The sequence below is a fragment of the Pantoea sp. UYEF8 genome, from assembly GCF_040546285.1.
GTDB lineage: Bacteria > Pseudomonadota > Gammaproteobacteria > Enterobacterales > Enterobacteriaceae > Pantoea > Pantoea brenneri.
Genome location: NZ_JBEPNM010000015.1, coordinates 60,679 through 82,167, shown reverse-complemented (window position 1 = coordinate 82,167; position 21,489 = coordinate 60,679). Strand labels below are relative to the sequence as shown.

The 21,489-nt window shown below is 58.1% G+C and carries 19 protein-coding genes; 10 read left to right on the top strand and 9 right to left on the bottom strand.

The window, feature by feature from the left end:
- Both ABIB18_RS21155 and ABIB18_RS21150 read left to right on the top strand, forming a co-directional pair.
- Positions 1–2,448, top strand: a complete 2,448-nt coding sequence (locus tag ABIB18_RS21155; protein ID WP_354475584.1) for a fimbria/pilus outer membrane usher protein — start codon at positions 1–3, stop codon at positions 2,446–2,448.
- The gene (locus tag ABIB18_RS21150) at positions 2,445–3,422 is read left to right on the top strand and encodes a Csu type fimbrial protein (protein WP_354475582.1); all 978 of its coding nucleotides are present in this window, start codon (positions 2,445–2,447) and stop codon (positions 3,420–3,422) included. Before ABIB18_RS21155 ends, ABIB18_RS21150 begins: the two co-directional genes overlap by 4 nt.
- Here ABIB18_RS21150 and ABIB18_RS21145 read toward each other — a convergent pair.
- The 3 genes from ABIB18_RS21145 to exbB all read right to left on the bottom strand — a co-directional run bounded on the left by ABIB18_RS21145 (position 3,419) and on the right by exbB (position 6,128).
- Entirely contained in the window at positions 3,419–4,741 is a 1,323-nt protein-coding gene (locus ABIB18_RS21145) for an MFS transporter (protein WP_069729226.1), read from the bottom strand. The two genes, ABIB18_RS21150 and ABIB18_RS21145, sit on opposite strands and share 4 nt — an antisense overlap.
- 235 nt (positions 4,742–4,976) lie before the next feature.
- The gene (gene exbD / locus ABIB18_RS21140; RefSeq protein WP_031376525.1) at positions 4,977–5,399 is read right to left on the bottom strand and encodes a TonB system transport protein ExbD; all 423 of its coding nucleotides are present in this window, start codon (positions 5,397–5,399) and stop codon (positions 4,977–4,979) included.
- Positions 5,400–5,405: 6 nt separating this feature from the next.
- Positions 5,406–6,128: a tol-pal system-associated acyl-CoA thioesterase gene (gene exbB, locus ABIB18_RS21135; protein ID WP_031376524.1), complete on the bottom strand. Its 723-nt coding sequence runs from the start codon at positions 6,126–6,128 to the stop codon at positions 5,406–5,408.
- A 353-nt stretch (positions 6,129–6,481) separates the two neighbouring features.
- Here exbB and ABIB18_RS21130 point away from each other — a divergent pair, with 353 nt between their 5' ends.
- The 5 genes from ABIB18_RS21130 (at position 6,482) to ABIB18_RS21110 (ending at position 11,504) form a co-directional block, all read left to right on the top strand.
- A complete protein-coding gene (locus tag ABIB18_RS21130; protein ID WP_354475580.1) occupies positions 6,482–7,453 on the top strand; it encodes a TRAP transporter substrate-binding protein in 972 nt (323 codons plus the stop codon).
- Positions 7,454–7,502: 49 nt separating this feature from the next.
- The gene (locus tag ABIB18_RS21125; RefSeq protein ID WP_031376523.1) at positions 7,503–8,009 is read left to right on the top strand and encodes a TRAP transporter small permease; all 507 of its coding nucleotides are present in this window, start codon (positions 7,503–7,505) and stop codon (positions 8,007–8,009) included.
- Between the two features lie 13 nt (positions 8,010–8,022).
- Entirely contained in the window at positions 8,023–9,309 is a 1,287-nt protein-coding gene (locus tag ABIB18_RS21120) for a TRAP transporter large permease (protein WP_031376522.1), read from the top strand.
- A gap of 135 nt (positions 9,310–9,444) precedes the next feature.
- Complete coding sequence (gene metC / locus ABIB18_RS21115) at positions 9,445–10,635, top strand: cystathionine beta-lyase (RefSeq protein WP_046289250.1); 1,191 nt, start codon at positions 9,445–9,447, stop codon at positions 10,633–10,635.
- A gap of 206 nt (positions 10,636–10,841) precedes the next feature.
- A complete protein-coding gene (locus ABIB18_RS21110) occupies positions 10,842–11,504 on the top strand; it encodes a DedA family protein (protein ID WP_031376521.1) in 663 nt (220 codons plus the stop codon).
- 31 nt (positions 11,505–11,535) lie between these two features.
- Here ABIB18_RS21110 and ABIB18_RS21105 read toward each other — a convergent pair whose 3' ends face one another.
- Positions 11,536–12,444 (bottom strand): AraC family transcriptional regulator, encoded by a 909-nt coding sequence (locus ABIB18_RS21105; protein ID WP_031376520.1) that lies wholly within the window; start codon positions 12,442–12,444, stop codon positions 11,536–11,538.
- Positions 12,445–12,648: 204 nt separating this feature from the next.
- Here ABIB18_RS21105 and dkgA point away from each other — a divergent pair, with 204 nt between their 5' ends.
- Complete coding sequence (dkgA, locus tag ABIB18_RS21100; protein ID WP_354475576.1) at positions 12,649–13,476, top strand: 2,5-didehydrogluconate reductase DkgA; 828 nt, start codon at positions 12,649–12,651, stop codon at positions 13,474–13,476.
- 102 nt (positions 13,477–13,578) lie between these two features.
- Here the strand turns inward: dkgA and ftsP are convergent, their stop codons facing one another.
- From ftsP to ABIB18_RS21080, 4 genes are all read right to left on the bottom strand, one after another.
- Positions 13,579–15,009 carry a cell division protein FtsP gene (gene ftsP, locus ABIB18_RS21095; RefSeq protein WP_031376518.1) on the bottom strand — a complete coding sequence of 477 codons (1,431 nt, stop codon included), beginning with the start codon at positions 15,007–15,009 and terminating at the stop codon, positions 13,579–13,581.
- Between the two features lie 145 nt (positions 15,010–15,154).
- Entirely contained in the window at positions 15,155–15,892 is a 738-nt protein-coding gene (locus tag ABIB18_RS21090) for a 1-acylglycerol-3-phosphate O-acyltransferase (protein ID WP_031376517.1), read from the bottom strand.
- Between the two features lie 45 nt (positions 15,893–15,937).
- Positions 15,938–18,211 carry a DNA topoisomerase IV subunit A gene (gene parC, locus ABIB18_RS21085; protein WP_031376516.1) on the bottom strand — a complete coding sequence of 758 codons (2,274 nt, stop codon included), beginning with the start codon at positions 18,209–18,211 and terminating at the stop codon, positions 15,938–15,940.
- A gap of 167 nt (positions 18,212–18,378) precedes the next feature.
- Complete coding sequence (locus ABIB18_RS21080; protein WP_354475573.1) at positions 18,379–19,146, bottom strand: transporter substrate-binding domain-containing protein; 768 nt, start codon at positions 19,144–19,146, stop codon at positions 18,379–18,381.
- Positions 19,147–19,308: 162 nt separating this feature from the next.
- Between ABIB18_RS21080 and ABIB18_RS21075 the strand changes: the two genes are divergently transcribed.
- The gene (locus tag ABIB18_RS21075) at positions 19,309–19,890 is read left to right on the top strand and encodes an NAD(P)H-dependent oxidoreductase (protein WP_031376514.1); all 582 of its coding nucleotides are present in this window, start codon (positions 19,309–19,311) and stop codon (positions 19,888–19,890) included.
- Between the two features lie 48 nt (positions 19,891–19,938).
- A complete protein-coding gene (locus ABIB18_RS21070) occupies positions 19,939–20,247 on the top strand; it encodes a putative quinol monooxygenase (protein WP_031376513.1) in 309 nt (102 codons plus the stop codon).
- Positions 20,248–20,546: 299 nt separating this feature from the next.
- Here the strand turns inward: ABIB18_RS21070 and ABIB18_RS21065 are convergent, their stop codons facing one another.
- Entirely contained in the window at positions 20,547–21,446 is a 900-nt protein-coding gene (locus ABIB18_RS21065) for a LysR substrate-binding domain-containing protein (RefSeq protein WP_069729232.1), read from the bottom strand.
- Positions 21,447–21,489 lie beyond the last annotated feature (43 nt).

The window sequence follows — 21,489 nt, the reverse complement described above, 5'->3', positions numbered from 1 at the left end:
ATGAAACCTTTTCCCCTCCATCGCTGTACGCTGGCGGTTGCCAGCGTCTTCTGCTGTCTGACGCCGGGCACCACGCTGGCGGAGACCTACTCATCCCTGCCGCCGCCGCCCAGTCTGCAAAACCAGGGAAACGGTCAGCAATATATGCTGGAGCTGGTGGTTAACCAGCAGGCGCGCGGTGACATCGTGACGGTCGAGCAGCGTGACGGCAACTTCTGGCTGCGCAGTGGCGACCTGCAGCGCGCCGGTCTGCCGTTGGATAAGCTGGGCCAGCAGCCACAAATCGACGTCAGCGCGCTGCCGCAGGTCAAAGTAGAGTATGACGATGCGCGGCAGCGCCTGCTGCTCACCGTACCGCCGGGCTGGCTGCCGGGTCAGGTGATTGGCGAGGCGCAAAACGGACCGCGCTACCCCGGACGCACCAGCAATGGAGCGCTGATCAATTACGACCTCTACGCCAGCCGGACCGATAACAGCGGCACCCGCCTTTCCGCCTGGAACGAGCTGCGGCTGTTTGGCGCGGCCGGACAGTTCTCCAGCAACGGCGTCTGGCAGCAGCAGCTGGAGGGCAGCAACAGCTATCAGGATGACGGCTATATCCGCTACGACAGTTGGTGGAGCAATGAAAACGAAAATGCGGCGATCAGCTGGCAGGTCGGCGACCTGGTGACCGACTCACTGGCCTGGAGTAACAGCGTGCGGCTGGGCGGCGTCCGGATTGGCCGTGACTTTGGTGTCCGTCCCGATCTGGTGACCTATCCGCTGCCCGCCTTTTCCGGCCAGGCCGCTGTGCCCTCGACCGTCGATCTGTTTATTAACGGCTATCGCTCCAGCCAGGCGAATGTGCAGCCGGGGCCGTGGTCACTGACCAACGTACCGTTCGTGAATGGCGCAGGTGATGCGGTGATCACCACCACCGATGCGGTTGGCCGGCGCATCACCACCACCCTGCCATTCTACGTTTCCAGCAGCCTGCTGAAGTCGGGACTGTCCGACTACGCGTTTTCAGCCGGGGCGATCCGTCAGAACTACGGGATAAAGAATTTTGATTATGGCGCGGCGGCGGCCAGCGGGTCTTATCGTTACGGTATGACCGACTGGCTGACGCTGGAGAGCCACGCTGAAGGAAGCGACAGTCTGGCAATGGGCGGCGTCGGCGGCCTGCTGCGCGTCGGCAGCTGGGGCGTGGTGAATGGCGCGGTGGCGCAAAGCCAGCTCGACGGCCAGACCGGCACGCAGTACAGCTGGGGTTATCAGTACAACAACCGCTGGTTTAACCTCGGTACCCAGCAAACACAGCGCAGCCGCGACTTTGGCAATCTGGCGCTGGTCGGCAGCCGCGCCGGCACCGACGCCGGCAGCAGCTATGCGCTGTCGCGCCGCAGCGCCCAGTACAGCGCCAGCGTGTCGCTCAACCGCTTCGGCAGCGTCGGCGCGGCCTATATCGACATCACCGGTGGCCGCGGCGATCGCACCCGGTTATGGAACCTCTCGTGGAGTAAAAATCTGTGGGGTAACAGCAGCCTCTATGTTTCAGCCAGCCGCGATCAGCAGGAAAAAAGCTGGACCGGTGCTATTTCGCTGGTGATCCCATTCGGCGAGCAGGGCAGTGCCGCCATCAGCACCGAACGCGACCAGCTGGGGCGCGATAATCAGCGGCTCTATGTCTCGCGCGCTATGCCCAGCGACGGCGGCATCGCCTGGGACGCCTCGTGGGCCAATCAGAGCGGCGACAGCGGGGATTATCGTCAGGGCAGTCTGCGCTATCGCAACAACCAGATCGATACCTCGGCGGGCTTTTATGGCGATGATGACAATACCACCCAGTGGGCTGACCTCTCCGGCGCGCTGGTGTTGATGGACAACAGTCTGTTTATCGCCAATGAGATTAACGACGCCTTTGTGCTGGTCAAAACCAACTATCCCGACGTCACGGTCCGTTACGAGAACCAGTCGATGGGCCGCACCAATCAGCAGGGCTATCTGCTGGTGCCGTCGATCAGCAGCTACTATCCGGCCAAATATGATATCGATACCCTCGACCTGCCCGCGGATATGACCACACCGCGGGTAGAGCAGCGTTTTGCCGTGAAACGTCAGAGCGGTTATCTGCTCAACTTCCCGGTGGAAAAACTGCGCTCCGCCAGCGTGATCCTGCACGATGCGCAGGGCCAGCCGTTGCCGGTGTCGAGCCTGGTGCAGCGCCCCAATCACGCCACCGAATATGTCGGCTGGGATGGCATTGTCTGGATGGAAGATCTGACCGCCAGCAATCCGATACAGGTCGTGACGCCGGATGGCCGCCACTGTGATACCGAACTGCAAATTGCCGGCGGTCAGCCGCAGGCGCTGAGAACCTATGGGCCATTGACCTGCGCGCTGCCGGCAGCGGCGGCTGGCAGCGCCGCCCATCCTGCTGATGCTTTTACTACCGGAAACTCACCATGATAAATCGTCTGCTATTCGCCGGCATGTTGTTGCTGCTGCCGTCACTCGGCTACGCCGCCTGCGCCCTGCCCGCCTCCACGGCCAGCTTCGGCTCCGTCACCACCTTTGTCGCCAACAGCACCGTCAGCGCTGTCACTACCAACGCCAACGTCAACTGTGGCGCCGGTGCGGCGCTGTCGCTGCTGGGCAATAACCAGATCACCTTTCAGCTGACCGGTGCCACCAACAGTAACGGCACCCGCGGCATCCTGAAGCGCAGCGGCGATACCGGCAGCGACAATGTACCGGTCCGGCTCTGTACCGACAGCGCCTGCGCTACTGAACTGACGGTCGGTGGCACCCCGTTTGTCTATGGTTCGCAAACCCTGATCAACCTGGCTGGCCTGCTCGGCAGCCTGAACTTCACGATTCCGATCTATCTGCGCACCGTGCCCGGTCAGGTGGTCGCGGCGGGCACATATCAGGTGACGCTGAATATGGCGGTCACTTACCGCATCTGTACCAGTATCGGCATCGGTAGCCTCTGCTTAAGCGAACAGACCGGCAGCGGGGTGATTCCGATTACCGTGACGGCGATCCTGACTAATGACTGCACCACCATTACCGCGCCGAATATCAGCTTTGGCAGTGCGCCGCTGGTCGGCAGCTTCTCCAGCGTGTCACAGACCATCAACGTACTGTGCAGCAAAGGCAGCACCTATACCGTCGGCCTGAGCAACGGCAGCTATCCGGTCGGCAGCGTCAGGAACATGGCGAGTGGCGCGAATCGTCTGAGCTATGAGATCTACAAAAGCACTACCAGCAACCGCTGGGGGCCGGGCGGGACTGAGCGCTGGAGCAGCACCACCTCGTCGGCGGTTTCGGCAGATGGACTGACGCGCGGCTTTAACTACACCGCGCGGGTCCTGACCAGCCAGAACACGCCGCCAGCCGGAAACTACAGCGACAGCGTGGTGGTGGATTTGTCATTTTAGAGCGAGGCGCTGACCGGTGCACCGCTGTGGCGCGCCTGATACTGCTTCACCATCCGGCCAATCAGCAGCGTGCCGATTAAGCCACAGACGGCGGCGAAGGTCAGCCAGACACCCGGCATCGCTTTGTCGCCGGTGGCGTGGATCAGGTAGCTGGAAATCGCCGGGGTAAAGCCGCCAAACAGCGCAGTCGCCAGGCTGTAAGCCATAGAGAAACCGGCAGCGCGCACCTCGGCGGGCATGATTTCCGCCAGATACACCACCATCGCTCCGTTATAGCTGGCATAGAGAAACGACAGCCACAGTTCCGCTTCCAGCAGGTGAGCGAAGCTGGCCGATCCCACCAGCCAGTGCAGCACCGGCCAGGTGGTGGCAATCATCAGCAGGGTAAAGACGATCAGTAGCGGGCGACGGCCGATGCGGTCTGACAGCGATCCCATCAGCGGCAGCCAGATCAGGTTAGAGATGCCGACGCACAGCGTCACCAGGAACGCCTGCTTATCGCTCATCATCAGCACCGTTTTGCCGAAGGTCGGCGTAAACGCGGTGATCATGTAGAACATCACGGTGGTGGTGACTACCATCAGCATCCCCGCCAGCACCAGCGCCCAGTTACTGGCCACCGAACGCATAATCTCGGTCATCCGTGGATGGTGTTTACGCTTGCTGAACGCTTCGGTCTCTTCCAGCATCCGGCGGATATAGAACAGGAACGGCACGATCAGGCAGCCGACCACAAACGGAATGCGCCAGCCCCACTCGGTGACCGCCTCTTTCGCCAGCAGATGATTCAGCGCCAGGCCGAGCAACGCGGCAAAAATGACCGCAATCTGCTGACTGCCGGATTGCCAGCTGACAAAGAACCCTTTGCGTCCTTCTGGCGCCACTTCCGCCAGATAGACCGAGACGCCGCCCAGCTCAACGCCTGCCGAGAAGCCCTGCAGTAAGCGGCCGAGCAGGATCATTATCGGTGCCGCCGCGCCCAGCGTGGCGTAGCCAGGCACCAGCGCAATCGTCAGCGTACCGATCGCCATCAGACCCAGCGTCAGCAGCAGACCTTTGCGGCGGCCATGATGGTCAATGTACGCCCCCAGAATGATCGCCCCGAGCGGACGCATCAGGAAGCCGGCACCAAAGGTCATTAGCGTTAACATCAGTGAGGCGAACGGGTCGTCGCCCGGGAAAAAGGTTTTGGCAATGGCGGTGGCGTAATAACCAAACACCATAAAGTCGTACATTTCGAGAAAGTTACCGCTGGTAACGTTGAAGATGGTTCTGGCCGCGCTTTTGGGCGACTTTTGTAAAGACGGGGTGTGACTCATAACGGCTTCCTGAAGGTTTTTAGCCGTTTTAGCCTGCCTGATGCGGCAATAATGTGAGCTGGCTCACCATTGCACTTGACAAAACTGTGTTGAGTGGTAACAAATAATTAACATGACTGTTTCACCAGCATAACCGATCGGTACAACAGCCGGTTCGCCTGATTTCGTCTGGTCTGGCTGAGGCAATAAAAAAGGCGGCTGAATCAGCCGCCTTCTCTTTGTGCCGGTTAACCAGCTATTTCTTCACGGTTTCCATGCCCATCAGACCAATTTTCAGATAGCCTGCGGTACGCAGTTGATCCATCACGCTCATCAGCGTTTCGTAATCCACCGACTTGTCCGCCTGGAAGAAAATGGTGGTCTCTTTGTTGCCGCCGGTCTGACCGGTCAGCACGCTGACCAGCGATTCCGGCGTCACCTGATCGTTACCGACATAAAGCTGTTTATCGGCCTTGATCGACAGGTAAACCGGTTTTTCCGGACGCGGCTGCGGGGCGCTGGTGGAAGCAGGCAGATTAACGCGCACGTCGACAGTTGCCAGCGGCGCCGCCACCATGAAGATGATCAGCAGAACCAACATCACGTCGATAAACGGCGTCACGTTGATCTCATGCATTTCGCCATCTGTTTCCAGGTCGTCGTTTAATCGCATGGCCATAACAGCTTACCCTAAGCGCAGTTTCTGGGTCGCCGCAGGACGCGGAACGTCAGTGGCGACGTTTCCCAGGTCAATATCACGGCTCTGCAACAGCAGCACCTGCGCCGCCACATCACCGAGCGAGGCTTTGTAGTTAGCGATCATGCGGGCAAAGACGTTATAGATCACCACCGCCGGAATTGCGGCCACCAGGCCAATTGCCGTTGCCAGCAGCGCTTCCGCGATACCCGGTGCAACGACAGCGAGATTGGTGGTCTGGGTTTTGGCGATGCCGATGAAGCTGTTCATGATGCCCCACACGGTGCCGAACAGACCGATAAACGGCGCGACCGATCCGATGGTCGCCAGGAAGCCGTTGCCCCGGCCGGCATGGCGGCTAAAGGCGGCAACGCGGCGCTCAAGGCGGAAGCTGGTACGATCTTTAATGCCGTTGGTGTCTTCAACGCCAGCGGAGAGTTCAAGTTCGTTCTGCGCGTCATTCAGCAGCACGCTGCTGTGACTGTGTGCGGTGAACTCCCGGGCAATGCGGGCGGCGTCATTCAGATTGCGGGCTTCACCCAGCGCCAGTTGCTCACGCTTCAGGCGACGTTTAGCGGCGCTCAGTTCGGCATATTTGCCAAAGAAGATCGCCCAGGTCACGACTGAGGCCAATAACAGGCCAATCATGACCACCTTTACCACGATATCGGCATGTTGATACATGCCCCAAACGGAGAGGTCCGTTTGCATCAAATCACTGGCTACCACGCTGCTTCTCCAACTTCATCTACAGGGATGCGAGACAAGCGCGAATAATAGCAAAATAACGGCGAATTGATAGTCGTTCTCATTAGTATTTACAAACTCTGGCACTCGCTGTGCCCTGCCACGCCGTCAATATCACCAGAGGTTGCAGGTTCGTTTCGAAAATGTGATGTTGCGTGAAAATTTATTAAAACAACGTTTCAAAATGTGATCTCATTCATTCAATCAGCATCGGCGCATTTCTCCGGCGGCAGTTTTCACTATGCTGGCTGCACGCGGCCCCTTGCTACACACGCCGGATTCCTGAGCGCCGCCCTTCTTCTGCTGGAGACAACATAATGAGAATGACCCAAACACGCCTGGCATGTGCCCTGGCGGCAATGATGGTGAGCGCCACCGCCTCGGCACAGGTGATTAAAGTGGCAGAAGTGCAGCCGGCTGGCTACCCCACCGTGGTGGCTTTGCAACACATGGGCGACAAACTGAAGCAGGCAACTGATGGACGGCTGGAGATGAAGCTCTATGCCGGCGGCGTGTTGGGCGATGAAGATCAGACCCTGCAGCAGGTGCAGCTGGGCGCAATCGATATGATCCGCGTATCGCTGGCACCGGTCACCAGCATTGCGCCGGAAACCAGCATATTGACGCTGCCCTATGTTTTCCGCGACGTCGACCATATGCACAAAGTACTGGATGGCGAAATCGGCAAAGAGATTGCCGACAAATTCGATAAAGATCCCAACGCCCGGATGGTGTTTCTCGGCTGGACCGACGCCGGTGAACGCAACATGATTACCAAAAAACCGCTGGCGAAGCCCGAAGATCTGAAAGGCATGAAAATCCGGGTACAGAACAGCGCCATCTCCCTGGCCACGCTGAAAGCGATGGGTGCCAACCCGGTGGCGATGGGCGTCAGCGAAGTGTTCAGCGCCATGCAGACCGGCGTGGTTGACGGCACCGAGAATAACCCACCGACCTTTGTCGCCCATAACTATATGCCAGTCGCGAAGTACTACACCCTGAGCGGCCACTTCATTCAGCCAGAGATGATTCTGTTCTCGAAACGCGCCTGGGATCGTCTCAAGCCTGACGATCAGGCACTACTGAAGAAACTCGGTAAAGAGGCGCAGGATGAAGAGCGTCAGCTGTGGGCAACCTATACCGAACAGTCGATCGCGAAGATGAAAGCCGGCGGCGTCACCTTCCAGCAAACTGACCGCGACTATTTCGTCAAAGCCACCCAGCCGGTGCGCGATCAGTTTGGCGGCAAATATCAGGATCTGATGACCCGGATCGCTGACGTGAAATAACCCTTCCCGCGCCACACTGCCGTGTGGCGTGCTTAATCAGGTATCAATTATGGCTGCTTATACGCGTCTGATGGATGGGCTCTATCTGCTGTGCATGCTGGTTGCCGCCGTGGCGCTGATGATCATGGTAACGGTGATCCCGATTGGGATTTTTGCCCGCTACGTGATGAACGGGGCGCTCTCCTGGCCGGAACCGGTCGCCATTATCTGCATGATCATTTTTACCTTTATCGGCGCGCCGGTCGGCTTACGCGCCGGGACCCATATCTGCGTCTCAATGATGACCGATCGGCTGTCACCTGCCCTGCAGCGTCTGCTGCTGCGGGTCTGCGATCTGCTGATGATTATCACCTGCCTGGTAATCTTTCAGGCCAGCTACAGCCTGTGTGAAGCGATGTGGGTGCAGTCGCTGGCTTCGCTACCCGCCGTTACCTATGGCGAGATGTATCTGCCGATCCCGATTGGCGCGCTCTTTACCCTGCTGTTTGTTGTTGAGCGATTGCTGACCGGCGATCAAAGCCAGCGGCCGATTGTCACGCTGGGCGGCACCCACTAATCCGGAGCAGAAGATGGACGCATTGATTTTATTAGGCAGTTTGCTGGCGTTGCTGCTGGTGGGTTTTCCGGTGGCGTTTGCGGTCGGCCTGAGCGCCTTTATCGGCGCCTGGTGGATCGATCTGCCGCTGGAAGCGGTGGTGATTCAGATTACCAACGGCATTAACAAATTCTCGCTGTTGACCATTCCGTTCTTCATTCTCGCCGGGGCGATCATGGCTGAAGGCGGCATCGCCCGACGGCTGGTCAATTTCGCCTACATCTTTGTCGGCTTCATCCGCGGCGGCCTGTCGCTGGTGAATATCGTCGCCTCAACCTTCTTCGGCGCGATTTCCGGCTCATCGGTGGCCGATACCGCCTCGATCGGCTCGGTGATGATTCCGCAGATGGAAGAGAAAGGCTATCCGCGTGACTTCGCCGCCGCCGTTACCGCCAGCGGTTCGGTGCAGGCGGTATTAACCCCGCCCAGTCATAACTCAGTAATCTACTCGCTGGCCACCGGCGGGCTGGTCACCATCTCTTCGCTGTTTGTCGCCGGTATCTTACCTGGCCTGATGCTGGGTGGCTGTCTGATGATAATGTGCCTCGGTTTTGCCCGTAAACGCGGCTACCCGAAAGGCGAGCGGATCCCATTTCGTCAGGCGCTGAAGATCTTCTTTGATGCGTTCTGGGGCCTGTTCACCGTGGTGATCATTATGGGCGGGATTCTGTCCGGTATTTTCACCGCGTCGGAGTCTGCGGCGATTGCCTGTATCTGGGCCTTCTTCGTAACGATGTTTATCTATCGTGACTTTAAATGGAACCAGCTGCATATCCTGCTGTTCCGCACCATTAAAACCGTCACCATCGTGATGGTGCTGATCGCCTTCGCCGCCGGGTTTGGCGCGGTGATGACCTTTATGCAATTGCCGACCCTGATCACTGAAGCGTTTACCAGCCTGTCGGACAACAAGTATGTGATTCTGATGTGCATCAACATTCTGTTGCTGGTGGTCGGTACGCTGATGGATATGGCACCGCTGATTCTGATCCTCACGCCGGTGCTGCTGCCGGTCGCGACGACACTGGGCATCGATCCGGTTCACTTCGGCATGATCATGCTGACCAACCTCGGGATCGGCCTGATCACCCCGCCGGTTGGTACGGTACTGTTTGTCGCCAGTGCGGTCAGCAAGCAGAAAATCGAGCAGGTGGTCAGCGCGATGCTGCCGTTTTACGGCATGCTGTTTATTGTGCTGATGCTGATTACCTATATTCCGGCCATCTCCCTCTGGTTACCGCGCCTGATGGGCGTGATGTAGCGTCAACCAAATCGGGTCCGTTAGCGGGCCCGATTTTTATCCTGCGACGCACTCTGATAATCGCCATTGAGTCTCAACCCTGCTGGCCGTTTCGTGATAACGTGAAGGCTTAGGCAGAAGCGGCAAAGGCGACTCATGACCACCAAAAAAATTGATACCACACTCGTCAGTGCAGGACGCAGCAAGCGTTATACTCAGGGCTCGGTAAACAGCGTGATTCAGCGTGCCTCCTCGCTGGTTTTTGACACGGTTGCGGACAAAAAACGCGCCACCGCCGGTCGGGCAAAAGGCGAACTGTTTTATGGCCGCCGCGGCACCCTGACCCACTTTGCCCTGCAGGACGCCATGACCGAGCTGGAAGGCGGCGCGGGCTGTGTGCTCTACCCGTGCGGCGCGGCTGCGGTCGCTAACGCGATTCTGGCGTTTGTCAGCGCTGGCGATCACATATTGATGAGCGGCGCGGTCTATGAGCCGACGCAGGACTTCTGCCATAAAATTCTGCAAAAGATGCAGGTCTCGATCGGCTGGTTCGATCACTGCATTGGCAGCGAAATTGGTGCGCTGGTTCAGCCCAACACCCGGGTGGTGTTTCTGGAGTCGCCCGCCTCAATCACTATGGAAGTGCAGGATATTCCGGCCATCGTTGCGGCGGTTCGCGCCAAAGCACCCGACGCGATCATCATGATCGATAACACCTGGGCCGCCGGGATTCTGTTTAATGCCCTGGCACATGGAATCGATATCTCAATTCAGGCCGGCACCAAATATCTGATTGGGCACAGCGACGCGATGATCGGTACCGCCGTCGCCAATGCGCGCTGCATCGATCAGCTGCGTGAGAACTCCTATCTGATGGGCCAGATGGTTGATGCGGATACCGCCTATATGGCGAGCCGGGGTTTGCGCACGCTTGGCACCCGACTGCGTCAGCACGAAGAGAGCGCGCTTCAGGTGGCGGAGTGGCTGGCGGCGCGTCCTGAAGTCGAACGGGTTAACCATCCGGCGCTGGCGCAAAGTAAGGGCCACGCCTTCTGGCAGCGCGACTTCAACGGCAGCAGCGGGCTGTTCTCCTTTATCCTGAAACAGAAACTTAGCCCAGCGCAACTGGCGGAATATCTCGATCACTTCCATCATTTCAGCATGGCCTACTCGTGGGGCGGTTATGAATCGCTGATCCTGGCGAATCAGCCGGAGGAGCTGGCGGCGATTCGGCCGGCCGGTGGGGTCGATTTCACGGGCACGCTGGTACGACTGCATATTGGCCTTGAACATGTTGAGGATCTGCTCAACGACCTTGAGGCGGGTTTTGCGCGCCTGACGCGCTGAGTAAGCTAAACAGAAGATAAACGCGGTGGCCGCCGCCAGCAGAGATTGCCAGGCGGCGGCAAGATTATTGTTAAAATTTGTCCCGGACCGTTCAGGCGGCAGGCCGAAGGTGAAGCGCTGAGCTTCCGCAGAATAAGCAGGTTCAGCACTTTTCCGTCGCGGCAGCCTGACAGGCGGGTTTTCCTTGTGACGTGATGGAATAGCTAATGGGTGTTTTACACGAGATTGTCCACGCGCTCTGGCATCAGGATTTTGCCGCGCTGGCGAATCCGGATGTAGTGTGGGTGGTGTACGGCGTAATGTTCCTGACGCTGTTTCTGGAAAACGGATTGTTGCCGGCCTCTTTTCTGCCGGGCGACAGTCTGCTGCTGCTGGCGGGTGCCATGGTCGCCAAAGGGGTGATGGATTTCATTCCGACGATGGTGATCCTTACCACCGCCGCCAGTCTCGGCTGCTGGCTGAGTTATCTGCAGGGGCGCTGGCTGGGCAATACCCGGCTGGTCAAAAGCTGGCTGATGCACCTGCCCGCGCAATACCATCAGCGCGCCTGGAATATGTTTAACCGCCATGGCCTGATGGCGCTGCTGGTGGGTCGTTTTCTCGCCTTCATCCGCACTATTCTGCCGACCATGGCCGGCATTGCGGGCTTACAGAATGGCCGCTTCCAGCTGTTTAACTGGCTGAGCGGCGTCTTATGGGTCGGCATCGTGGTGGCGTTTGGCTATGGCATCAGCCAGGTACCGTTCATCAAGCGTCATGAAGATCAGGTGATGGCGATTCTGATGGTGCTGCCGATGGTATTACTGTTTCTCGGCCTGTTCGGCAGCATTATCGTGATCTGGAAGAAACGTCGTCAGAAACAGGCCTGACGTTCCCTCTCTGGTGAGGACCCGCCGCCTGTCAGGCGGAAGGGTCCGCCACCGTCTGACGTACCCGACTCACTTCCTCGCCCGGCGTGACGCCAAAATAGCGCTTAAACTCGCGCGAAAACTGCGACGGGCTTTCATAGCCAACCCGCACCGCCGCCGCACTCGCTTTCAATCCATCATGCAGCATCAGCAGCCGCGCCTGATGCAGGCGGTAGCGTTTGAGATATTGCAGCGGGGAAGTCTGGGTCACTGCCTTAAAGTTGTGGTGAAACGCGGAGACGCTCATGTTCACCTCCGCCGCCAGCGCGTCGACGCTGAGATTATCGGCGAAGTGGTTTTCAATACGCCGCAGCGCACGGGCAATCTGACTGAACTGGGTCTGGCGACTCACCAGCGACAGCAGCGCGCCACCAATCGGGCCGGTCAGCACGTAATAGATTATCTCACGCACAATATGCGGCCCCAGTACCCGGGCATCGCGCGGCTGCGTCATCACATCCAGCAGGCGTTCCGCCGCACACAGCATCGGTTCGGTCAGCCACGCCGAGTGGATGCCGGAAGTCAGCGGCTGTGGCTGAAACTGTTCATCGTCACCAATCTCAATCAGCAGATCCTGCAGGCTGGCGGTATCGACATTCAGACACAAACCGGCGATCGGCACCTCCGGCGAGGCCCAGGTTTCACACTCAACCGGCAGCGGCACCGTGAGCATCAGGTACTTGCTGGCGTCGTACTGGAATACCGTACTGCCGAGATAGCCGGTTTTGCTGCCCTGAAACAGGATCACAATGCCGGGCTGATACATCATCGGCGTGCGCGGACGATACTGATTGGCATAAATCAGCGAAACATTACTGACCGGATAGAGGCGATCGCGGCCGTGGGTCATTAAGGTCACAACCTGCTGCGCCAGGCGGTGACACAGAGCATCATGTGCCATCCAGACTCCTTATCAGGACAAAAATTCAGTGTGCCGTGACACTGCCTGAACCGCCAGCAAATTGGAGAATCAGGCAAGAAGTTTGCCGGATCGGGCATGGCCATGCCGTCGCCCTCGTTCAGCCCGACAGGCAGGGTGTAAATTGTTGGCTAGACTTAAGCACAGTGAAATCTCACTGGTTAACTGCAACGGAAAGGAGCAACTATGGCAGACCAACCCATTATCAAACTGCACGATGGCAACATGATGCCGCAACTGGGACTGGGCGTGTGGCAGGCCAGTATTGAAGAAGCGCGTCAGGCGGTACTGAAAGCCTTACAGGTCGGCTATCGCTCGATTGATACCGCCGCCGCATATAAGAATGAGGAAGCGATTGGTCAGGCGCTGCAGGAAACCGACGTGCCGCGCGACGAGATTTTCGTCACCACCAAGCTGTGGAATGACGATCAGCAGAACGTTCAGCAGGCGATGGAAACCAGCCTGCAGAAACTGCAGCTGGAGCAGGTTGACCTCTATCTGATGCACTGGCCATGCCCGGAAAAGGATCACTACGTTGACGCCTGGAAGAAGATGATTGAGCTGCAGCAGCAGGGGCTGACCAAAAGTATTGGCGTCTGTAACTTCCATGAATCCCACCTTAAGCGGCTGCTGGATGAAACCGGCGTGACGCCGGTGGTTAACCAGATTGAGCTGCATCCGATGCTGCAGCAGCGCACGCTGCATGCCTGGAATGCGATGCACCAGATTCAGACCGAATCCTGGAGCCCGCTGGCACAGGGCGGTAAAGGCGTGTTTGATCAGGACGTGATTAAATCGCTGGCCAAGAAATATGGCAAAACCCCGGCGCAGATCGTCATTCGCTGGCATCTGGATAGCGGCCTGGTGGTGATTCCGAAGTCAGTGACGCCGGCGCGTATCGAAGAGAACTTTAAGGTGTTTGATTTCCGGCTGGATAAGCATGAAGTCAGCGACATCACTAAGCTGGATAGCGGCAACCGTCTGGGGCCGGATCCGGAAACCTTTAACGGCTAAGCGGTAATACCGTTTACGGCGCGGCGTGACGCGGTTCATTGCTGTTGTCGCACTAAAAAAAAGGGCAACGTCACGTTGCCCTTTTTCGTTACGCCGTACGGCTTACTGCGTCGGCTGCACCACCAGTTGACCGGCAGTTCCGCGGTCGGCCAGTTCCAGCGTCTGGCTGTAATAGACAAACGGGAAATGGTCTGACGAACTCTGCGGGAAGCTGACCATCAGTTCCACATCACCGTCGACCCACACCGTATCTTTCCAGCCACGATCCTCGCCCATCGGCTGCGCGCCATTGACGCTCTTAATCAGGAACATCACGCCCTGAATATGCAGCGCCTGGGGCCGATCGGCATGCACGATCCAGCGCTCAAAGGTGCCCTGCTGCGCGGTGGTATCAATACGGTTCATATCCCAGATCGCCCCGTTGATGCCCGGCATACTGTCGCCGATGCGGAATTCACGTGTGCGTACCGCCACCCCATCCAGAATCTGATCGGCCAGCAGCCGCATCGGCAGATTATCGGTGACCAGCGGCAGCAGGCCGGTGGGTCGTAAGGTCAGGATCAGGGTGGAGGTCAGGATGGAGGATGGCTCAAAGAAGCCGCGCAGCCGATCCATAATGCCCGCCGCGGTACCCGCAGTAATCGACACTTCATCGCCCTGCGACATATCGATCAGCACTTCGCGTCGTTCGCCCGGCGCCAGTGACAGGCGCTGCACCGCAACCGGCGCAGGCAGATAGCCCTGATCGCTGGCTATCACCATAAACGGCCGGTTATCGCTCAGCACCATCTCATAACGTCGCGCATTCGAGGCGTTCAGCAGACGCAGACGCACCCAGCCACGCGAGACCTCAACAAACGGGTTACGCACGCCATTGACCAGCAGCGTATCACCGAGAAAGCCGCCATCCTGCGGTGGATCGTAAACCGGGGTAGCGAAGTTATCGAGCCGCTTGTCCTGAATGATGATCGGGAAGTCATCGACGCCGTAATGTTTTGGCAGCGGCAACTGCTTGCTGACCTCATCTTCAATCAGCCACATGCCCGCCAGCCCGTTGTAGATATGCGGCGCCATGCGGTTTGGCGTATTGGCGTGATACCAGCAGGTCGAGGCCGCCTGACGAATCGGCAGGACCGGCGCCCAGTCGACGCCGGCTGACATCATGCGCGGTGCGCCGCCCATCAGCGCGCCCGGTAACTGCAGGCCGCTGACGGTCATTGAAACCGGCTCATTGAGGCGATTGCTGTAGATCAGCTTCACATCGTCGCCGCTGTAGACGCGCACCGTCGGGCCGAGATAGAGGCCATTGATGCCCCACACCGGCACTTTGTTGTTGTCGCCATTGAATGACCAGTGGCTGCGCTGCATGGTCAAAAACAGCGGCTGACCGCGACGGGATTCCAGCAAGGGCGGAATCGGAAGTGGCGTATCACCATTGGCGGCGGACGCGGCACGGGCCGTATGAGGCATAACACCGGCGCTAAGCGCCACTCCAGCAGAAAGCTGGATAAACTGACGTCTGCTGAAAGACATAAAACTTCTGACCTTTTACGCGTGGCGCTGACGCGCCAACCCTGTTTTTATTGCTGTTATGTGCTGTGCTGCGTTCACGGCGAGCGGTTAATCACCGCTCGCCGGACGGCATCCCTGCAGGCGAATTCGGCGAAGCGATCGCCGGTCAGATTTTACCGTTTTTTTCGCGTTCTTCGACTTCGGCGTTAAGCTCTTCCAGCTTCGCCGCCATCATTTCACGGCAATGGGTTGCCAGCTTACGCACCGAGGAGGACTCGAATTGTTTAACGTCAACCGGTGGCAGCATCTCAACGATGACCAGCCCATTGTTCCAGCGGTTCAGTTTGATCTTACCGTGGGTATTGGACACCACAATCGGGATGATCGGAACGCCAGCCGCAACCGCAGCATGGAACGCACCGGTTTTAAACGGCAGTAAACCGCGGCCGCGACTGCGGGTGCCTTCCGGAAACATCCAGAACGAGATGCGCTTACGGTTAAACTGATCGACCAGCTGGCCAATCGTGCCGTGCGCTTTAGCCCGGTTATCCCGGTCGATCAGCAGATTGCCGGTCAGCCAGTAGAGCAGACCAAAAAACGGTACCCACAACAGGCTCTTTTTGCCGACCGTCACCGTGGTTGGCTGCACGATTTTGGCGGCGGTCACCATGTCATAGTTGTTCTGGTGGTTAGCGATATAGATCGCATTGCCGTAGTTGTCAGCGCCTTCCGGACGGCGCAGTTCTACTTTAAGGCCTAATACCGTCGACAATTTACCGAACAGACGACCAAAAGTGGCGACGTGGCGCGGATTGCGCGGTGAAAAAAGACACCAGATACAGCCAAACACAGAGACTAATATCGAATAAATTACCACGATAATGGTACGCAGTATCAGTAACATAGTTCCCTCATTGAGCCACGGCTGACACAGCGTCAGCCGGGTAGTTTACGCGTCGCTGTCCGGGCTGGCCGGACGCGCAGGGGCATCCAGTTCAACACGATCAATTTTTTGCAGGCCGCGCGGCAGCAGTGTGCCACGGCGTCCACGGTCGGCGCGGAATTTCTGCAGCTCTTCACTGCGCAGCAGCATCTTACGCTTGCCAACATGCAGGGTGATGGCGCTGCCTGGCGGCAGAATCATCAGCCAAGCCAGTTTATCCTGACCGGCGGCAGCTTCAGCGGCGGGGATCGAGATAATCTTGTTGCCTTTGCCCTTCGACATTTGCGGCAGTTCGCCTACCGGGAACATCAGCATCCGTCCCGCCTGCGTAATCGCCAGCAGCATGTCATCTTCATGATGCACCGCCATCGGTGTCATCACATGGGCGTTTTCCGGCAGCGTCAGCAGCGCTTTACCGGCGCGGTTACGGGAGACCAGATCGGCAAAGGTGCAGATAAAGCCATAGCCCGCATCAGAGGCCATCAGTAATCGCTGTTCATCCGGCTCCATCAGCACCTGCTCAACCACCGCACCCGGCGGCGGCGTCAGCTTACCGGTCAGCGGCTCGCCCTGCCCGCGTGCCGACGGCAGCGAGGTCGGATCCAGCGTGTAGCTGCGGCCGGTGGAATCGATAAAGGCCACCGGCTGGTTGCTCTTACCGCGTGCGGCCGCCAGATAACTGTCGCCCGCTTTATAGCTCAGCCCGGCAGGATCGATATCATGCCCTTTGGCGCTGCGTACCCAGCCCATCTGCGACAGCACAATGGTCACCGGCTCAGACGGGATCAGCTCGGTTTCGCTCAGCGCCTTCGCTTCTTCACGTTCGCGCAGCGGAGAACGACGCTCGTCGCCATAGCTGGCGCTGTCGGCCTGTAACTCTTTCTTCAGCAGGGTGTTCATCTTACGTTCAGAAGCCAGCGTTGCCTGCAGCTGATCGCGTTCTTTCTCCAGCTCGGCCTGCTCAGCGCGGATCTTCACCTCTTCCAGCTTCGCCAGGTGGCGTAACTTCAGTTCGAGGATCGATTCGGCCTGGGTTTCACTCAGCTCAAAACGTGACATCAGTACCGGCTTCGGCTCATCTTCGGTACGGATGATGTGGATCACTTCATCAATATTGAGGAAGGCCACCAGCAAACCGTCGAGGATATGCAGACGACGCAGCACGCGGTCGAGCCGGTGATTAAGGCGACGTTTTACCGTATCACGGCGGAACACCAGCCATTCCGACAGGATTTCGTGCAGGTTTTTAACCGCCGGACGGTTGTCCAGGCCAATCATGTTGAGGTTAACCCGGTAGCTTTTTTCCAGATCGGTGGTGGCGAACAGGTGGTTCATCACCTGATCCAGATCGACCCGGTTAGAGCGTGGCACGATCACCAGACGGGTCGGATTCTCATGATCCGATTCGTCACGCAGATCCTCGACCATCGGCAACTTTTTGTTGCGCATCTGGTTGGCAATCTGTTCCAGAACCCGCGCACCTGACACCTGATGCGGCAGCGCGGTGATCACCACCTCGCCCTCTTCCTTCTTCCATACCGCGCGCTGGCGAATAGAGCCACGCCCGTTCTGATAGATTTTGCGGATCTCGTCGCGTGGCGTAATGATCTCCGCCTCGGTCGGATAATCCGGGCCCTGCACGATATCCAGCAGCGCATCCAGCGTGGTTTTGGGATGGTCGATCAGGGTGATCGCCGCCTGCGCCACTTCACGCAGGTTATGCGGTGGAATATCGGTCGCCATACCGACCGCGATACCGGTGGTGCCGTTCAGCAGAATGTTCGGCAACCGCGCCGGCAGCATCTTCGGCTCCTGCAGGGTGCCATCAAAGTTCGGCTGGTAATCGACCGTTCCCTGACCCAACTCACCCAGCAGCAGTTCAGCATATTTTGACAGGCGTGATTCGGTGTAACGCATCGCGGCGAAGGACTTAGGATCGTCCGGTGCACCCCAGTTACCCTGTCCATCCACCAGCGGATAGCGATAAGAGAACGGCTGCGCCATTAATACCATCGCTTCATAGCAGGCGCTGTCGCCGTGCGGATGGTATTTACCCAGCACGTCACCCACGGTACGCGCCGATTTTTTAAATTTGGCGCTGGCGGTGAGGCCCAGTTCGGACATTGCGTAGATAATGCGTCGCTGTACCGGCTTTAACCCGTCACCAATGTAGGGCAACGCGCGGTCCATGATGACGTACATCGAATAGTTTAAGTACGCATTCTCAGTAAATGTGTGCAGGGCAAGACGCTCTGCACCATCCTGCGTCAGTTCACTCATTAATTTCTCATCCTCACATCGTGGCCCACAACGGCGGGACACCCGGCGGTGGTTTGGCGAGGATAGTACCTTATTCGCCGGTGTTAGTCACAGGGGAAGCGCGCGGTGACGGGCGGTCAGCTGGCGCTGATTACGCCGTCAGCAGCGCGAAGATCAGGCGGATTGCATTACGGCTGTGCACCTATCCACTGCCGGGCGATCTCACGGTACTCATCGGTGGCGGTGCTGAGGTGTAACCACTGATCGACATAGAGTTTCCAGCTGATGTCATCGCGCGGGATCATGTAGGCCTTTTCACCATATTGTAGCGGCCGATCGGCATTGATCGCACACAGCGTCGGGAAGCGCTGCTGCTGATAGCGCGCCTCAGAGGCATCGGTAATCATCACATCGGCGTGGTTATCGACCAGTTGCTGGAAGATAGTGACGTTATCGTGGAACAGGGTTAGCGAGGCCTGCGGCAGATGGCTGTGAACGAAGGCTTCGTTGGTGCCGCCCGCCGGCTCCACCAGACGGACCTGCGGGCGATTGAGCTGCTCCAGCGTCTGATAGCGGTCTTTATCGGCACAGCGCACCAGCGGGATTTTGCCGTCTACGCCCAGCGGCTGAGCGAACCAGGCGGTCTGCTGCCGCTTCAGGGTAACGGATACGCCACCCAGCGCGATATCACACTGCTTCGCCAGAAAATCGGGCATCAGGGTTTTCCAGCTGGTGGCAACCCATTCTACTTTCGCGCCCAGTGAGGCGGCCAGCGCCTTCGCCATGCTGATATCCAGCCCTTCATACTGGCCGTCGGGACGCAGAAAGCTGTAAGGCTTGTAGTCACCGGTGGTACAGACTTTCAGCACTTTACTGCTGAGAACACTATCCAGACGCGACTGTGCCTGAGCGGCACCGGTGGCCAGCAACAAAGCAAGGATGACGGTTTTTTTCATTATTGTGTTTTCTTTGGCAGGTTGGTTTGCGTACTGAATGATGCCATAAATCGGCGTATTGTTGCCGCTACAGCAAAAGTGTTGTGATCAGCCTCCCATTTCTCTGTCGCCGCTTCGCGCGTAAGCTGAGCGTCATACACAGAAAACGGAGCACATATTCGAATGAGTAAGATCTTAATTATCGACGGCGGCAAAACGTTTGCCCACTCGAAAGGCGAACTGAACCACACCCTGACCGACGTCGCCGCCAGCCAGCTGCGCGATATGGGCCACGAAGTCTCTGTCACCGTGGCGGACAGCGACTACGTGGTGGCTGACGAAGTACAAAAATATGTCGACAGCGATGTGGTCATTTATCAGATGCCAGGCTGGTGGATGGGTGAACCCTGGACCGTTAAGCGCTACATTGATGAAGTCTTTACCGAAGGTCACGGTTCGCTGTACGCCAGTGATGGTCGCACCCGCTCTGACGCCGCCAAAAAATATGGTTCCGGCGGTCTGCTGCAGGGCAAAAAATATATGCTGTCACTGACCTGGAACGCGCCGCTGCAGGCCTTTACCGATCCGGAGCAGTTCTTTGAAGGCGTCGGCGTGGATGGGCTTTACCTGCACTTCCATAAAGCCAACCAGTTCCTGGGTATGGAAGCCCTGCCGACCTTTATCTGTAATGACGTGATCAAGCAGCCTGACGTGCCGCGTGACATTGCGGCCTATCGTGCCCACCTGACGCGCGTATTTGGCTAAGCCAGGCTGCCGTTAAGCTTCACTCCCCCGCGAAAGAGGAATCCGCGAATGTTAACAGTCGTTGCTGAAATTTGTGTAAAACCCGGCCGCCGTCAGGCGGTGCTTGAGGCCGTAAAAGCGCTGATCCCGACCGTGCTGCAGGAAGAGGGATGCCACCAGTATGATGCGCTGCTGGACCATCAGGCACAGGTGCCGTGGAAACAGAACTCGCCGGACTCCATTTTTATGCTGGAACAGTGGGAAACGCTGCGTCATCTGGAGCAGCATCAGCAGATGCCGCACATGGATGCGCATCGCGCCATCATTAAAGATGATGTGCTGGATGTGAAAATTCTGGTGCTGGAACCCAGCGCCTGATGATCGCTGAAGCCCTGCCCTCTGTTCTGTAACCGGGGCAGAGTCTGGTGATAAGCCTGAAGCAGGGTGCCTCTCGCAGCGATAAATTAGCTCAACGCGCAGGAAATAAGGTCAGAAGAGGAAGCGTCCCGCGCCGGAGACGGCGCGGGACGAACGTGCCATAGATGGTAGTTGTTGCGCCTTTCCGATCTGACCCTGTTCCCTGCGCATGCACCCTCCCACAGCCAATCCAGCCAGATATTGTCAGCATCCTCCAACCTCTGCCCCGTGGCAGGGGTTTTTTATTATGTCATCAAAGCTCACAGCAGCTGGCGACGGTCGATCTCGGTGCGAAGAAAATCGAGAAAGCAGCCAATACGTGAGGAGAGCGTGGTGTTGCGATAGTAGACCGCGTGAACCGGCAGCCGCAGTTCGCGGGTTTCATCGGGCAATACCGGTACCAGCCGTCCAGCGGCGCAATCTTCCCGGCTGACAAAGTCGGAGAGGCGCGCAATGCCCTGCCCGGCCAGCGCCAGTTGCCGGATGGTTTCACCACTGGAGGCGGAGAGCGTCGGCTTGATCCGCATAAACTCGCCGTCGGGCTGCCAGACCGGCCAGACGTTGTGATTATCAAGATGGCTGAAACCGATGATCTGATGCTGTTCAAGATCGGCGACGGTTTGCGGCGTGCCGGCTTTCGCCAGATAGGCCGGGCTGGCCATCAGACGAATGGCACTGCTGCCCAGCATCCGCGCCCGCAGCGTAGAATCGCGCAGTTCACCAATGCGAATGGCGACGTCGGTTTGCTGCTCCAGCAGATCGATCAGGATATCGTCGGTATTGAGTTCCAGCTGAATCAGCGGATATTGCGCGCGGAACGCATCCACCAGCGGCACAATCACGTGCAGCATAAACGGGGTGGCGGCATTGACCCGTAATCGCCCTGAAGGCATTTCACGTCGCTGGGCAATCTGCTCTTCCGCCTGCTCTACCGACGCCAGAATCTGACGCGCATGCTCCAGAAACACCTGCCCTTCCTCTGTCAGTGCCAGCCGGCGGGTGGTGCGATGCAGCAGGGTAGTCTGCAGTTTGCTCTCCAGCCGGCTTAAGGCGCGACTGATGCCTGAACTGGTCTGCGCCAGCTGGTCGGCCGCGGCGGTAATCGATCCGCTATCCACCACGGCAACCCAGGCGCGTAACTCTTCCAGTGTAATTTTCACAATCGCTGCTGTCTCTGCTGTGTGGACCAGCCCGGGCAACTTA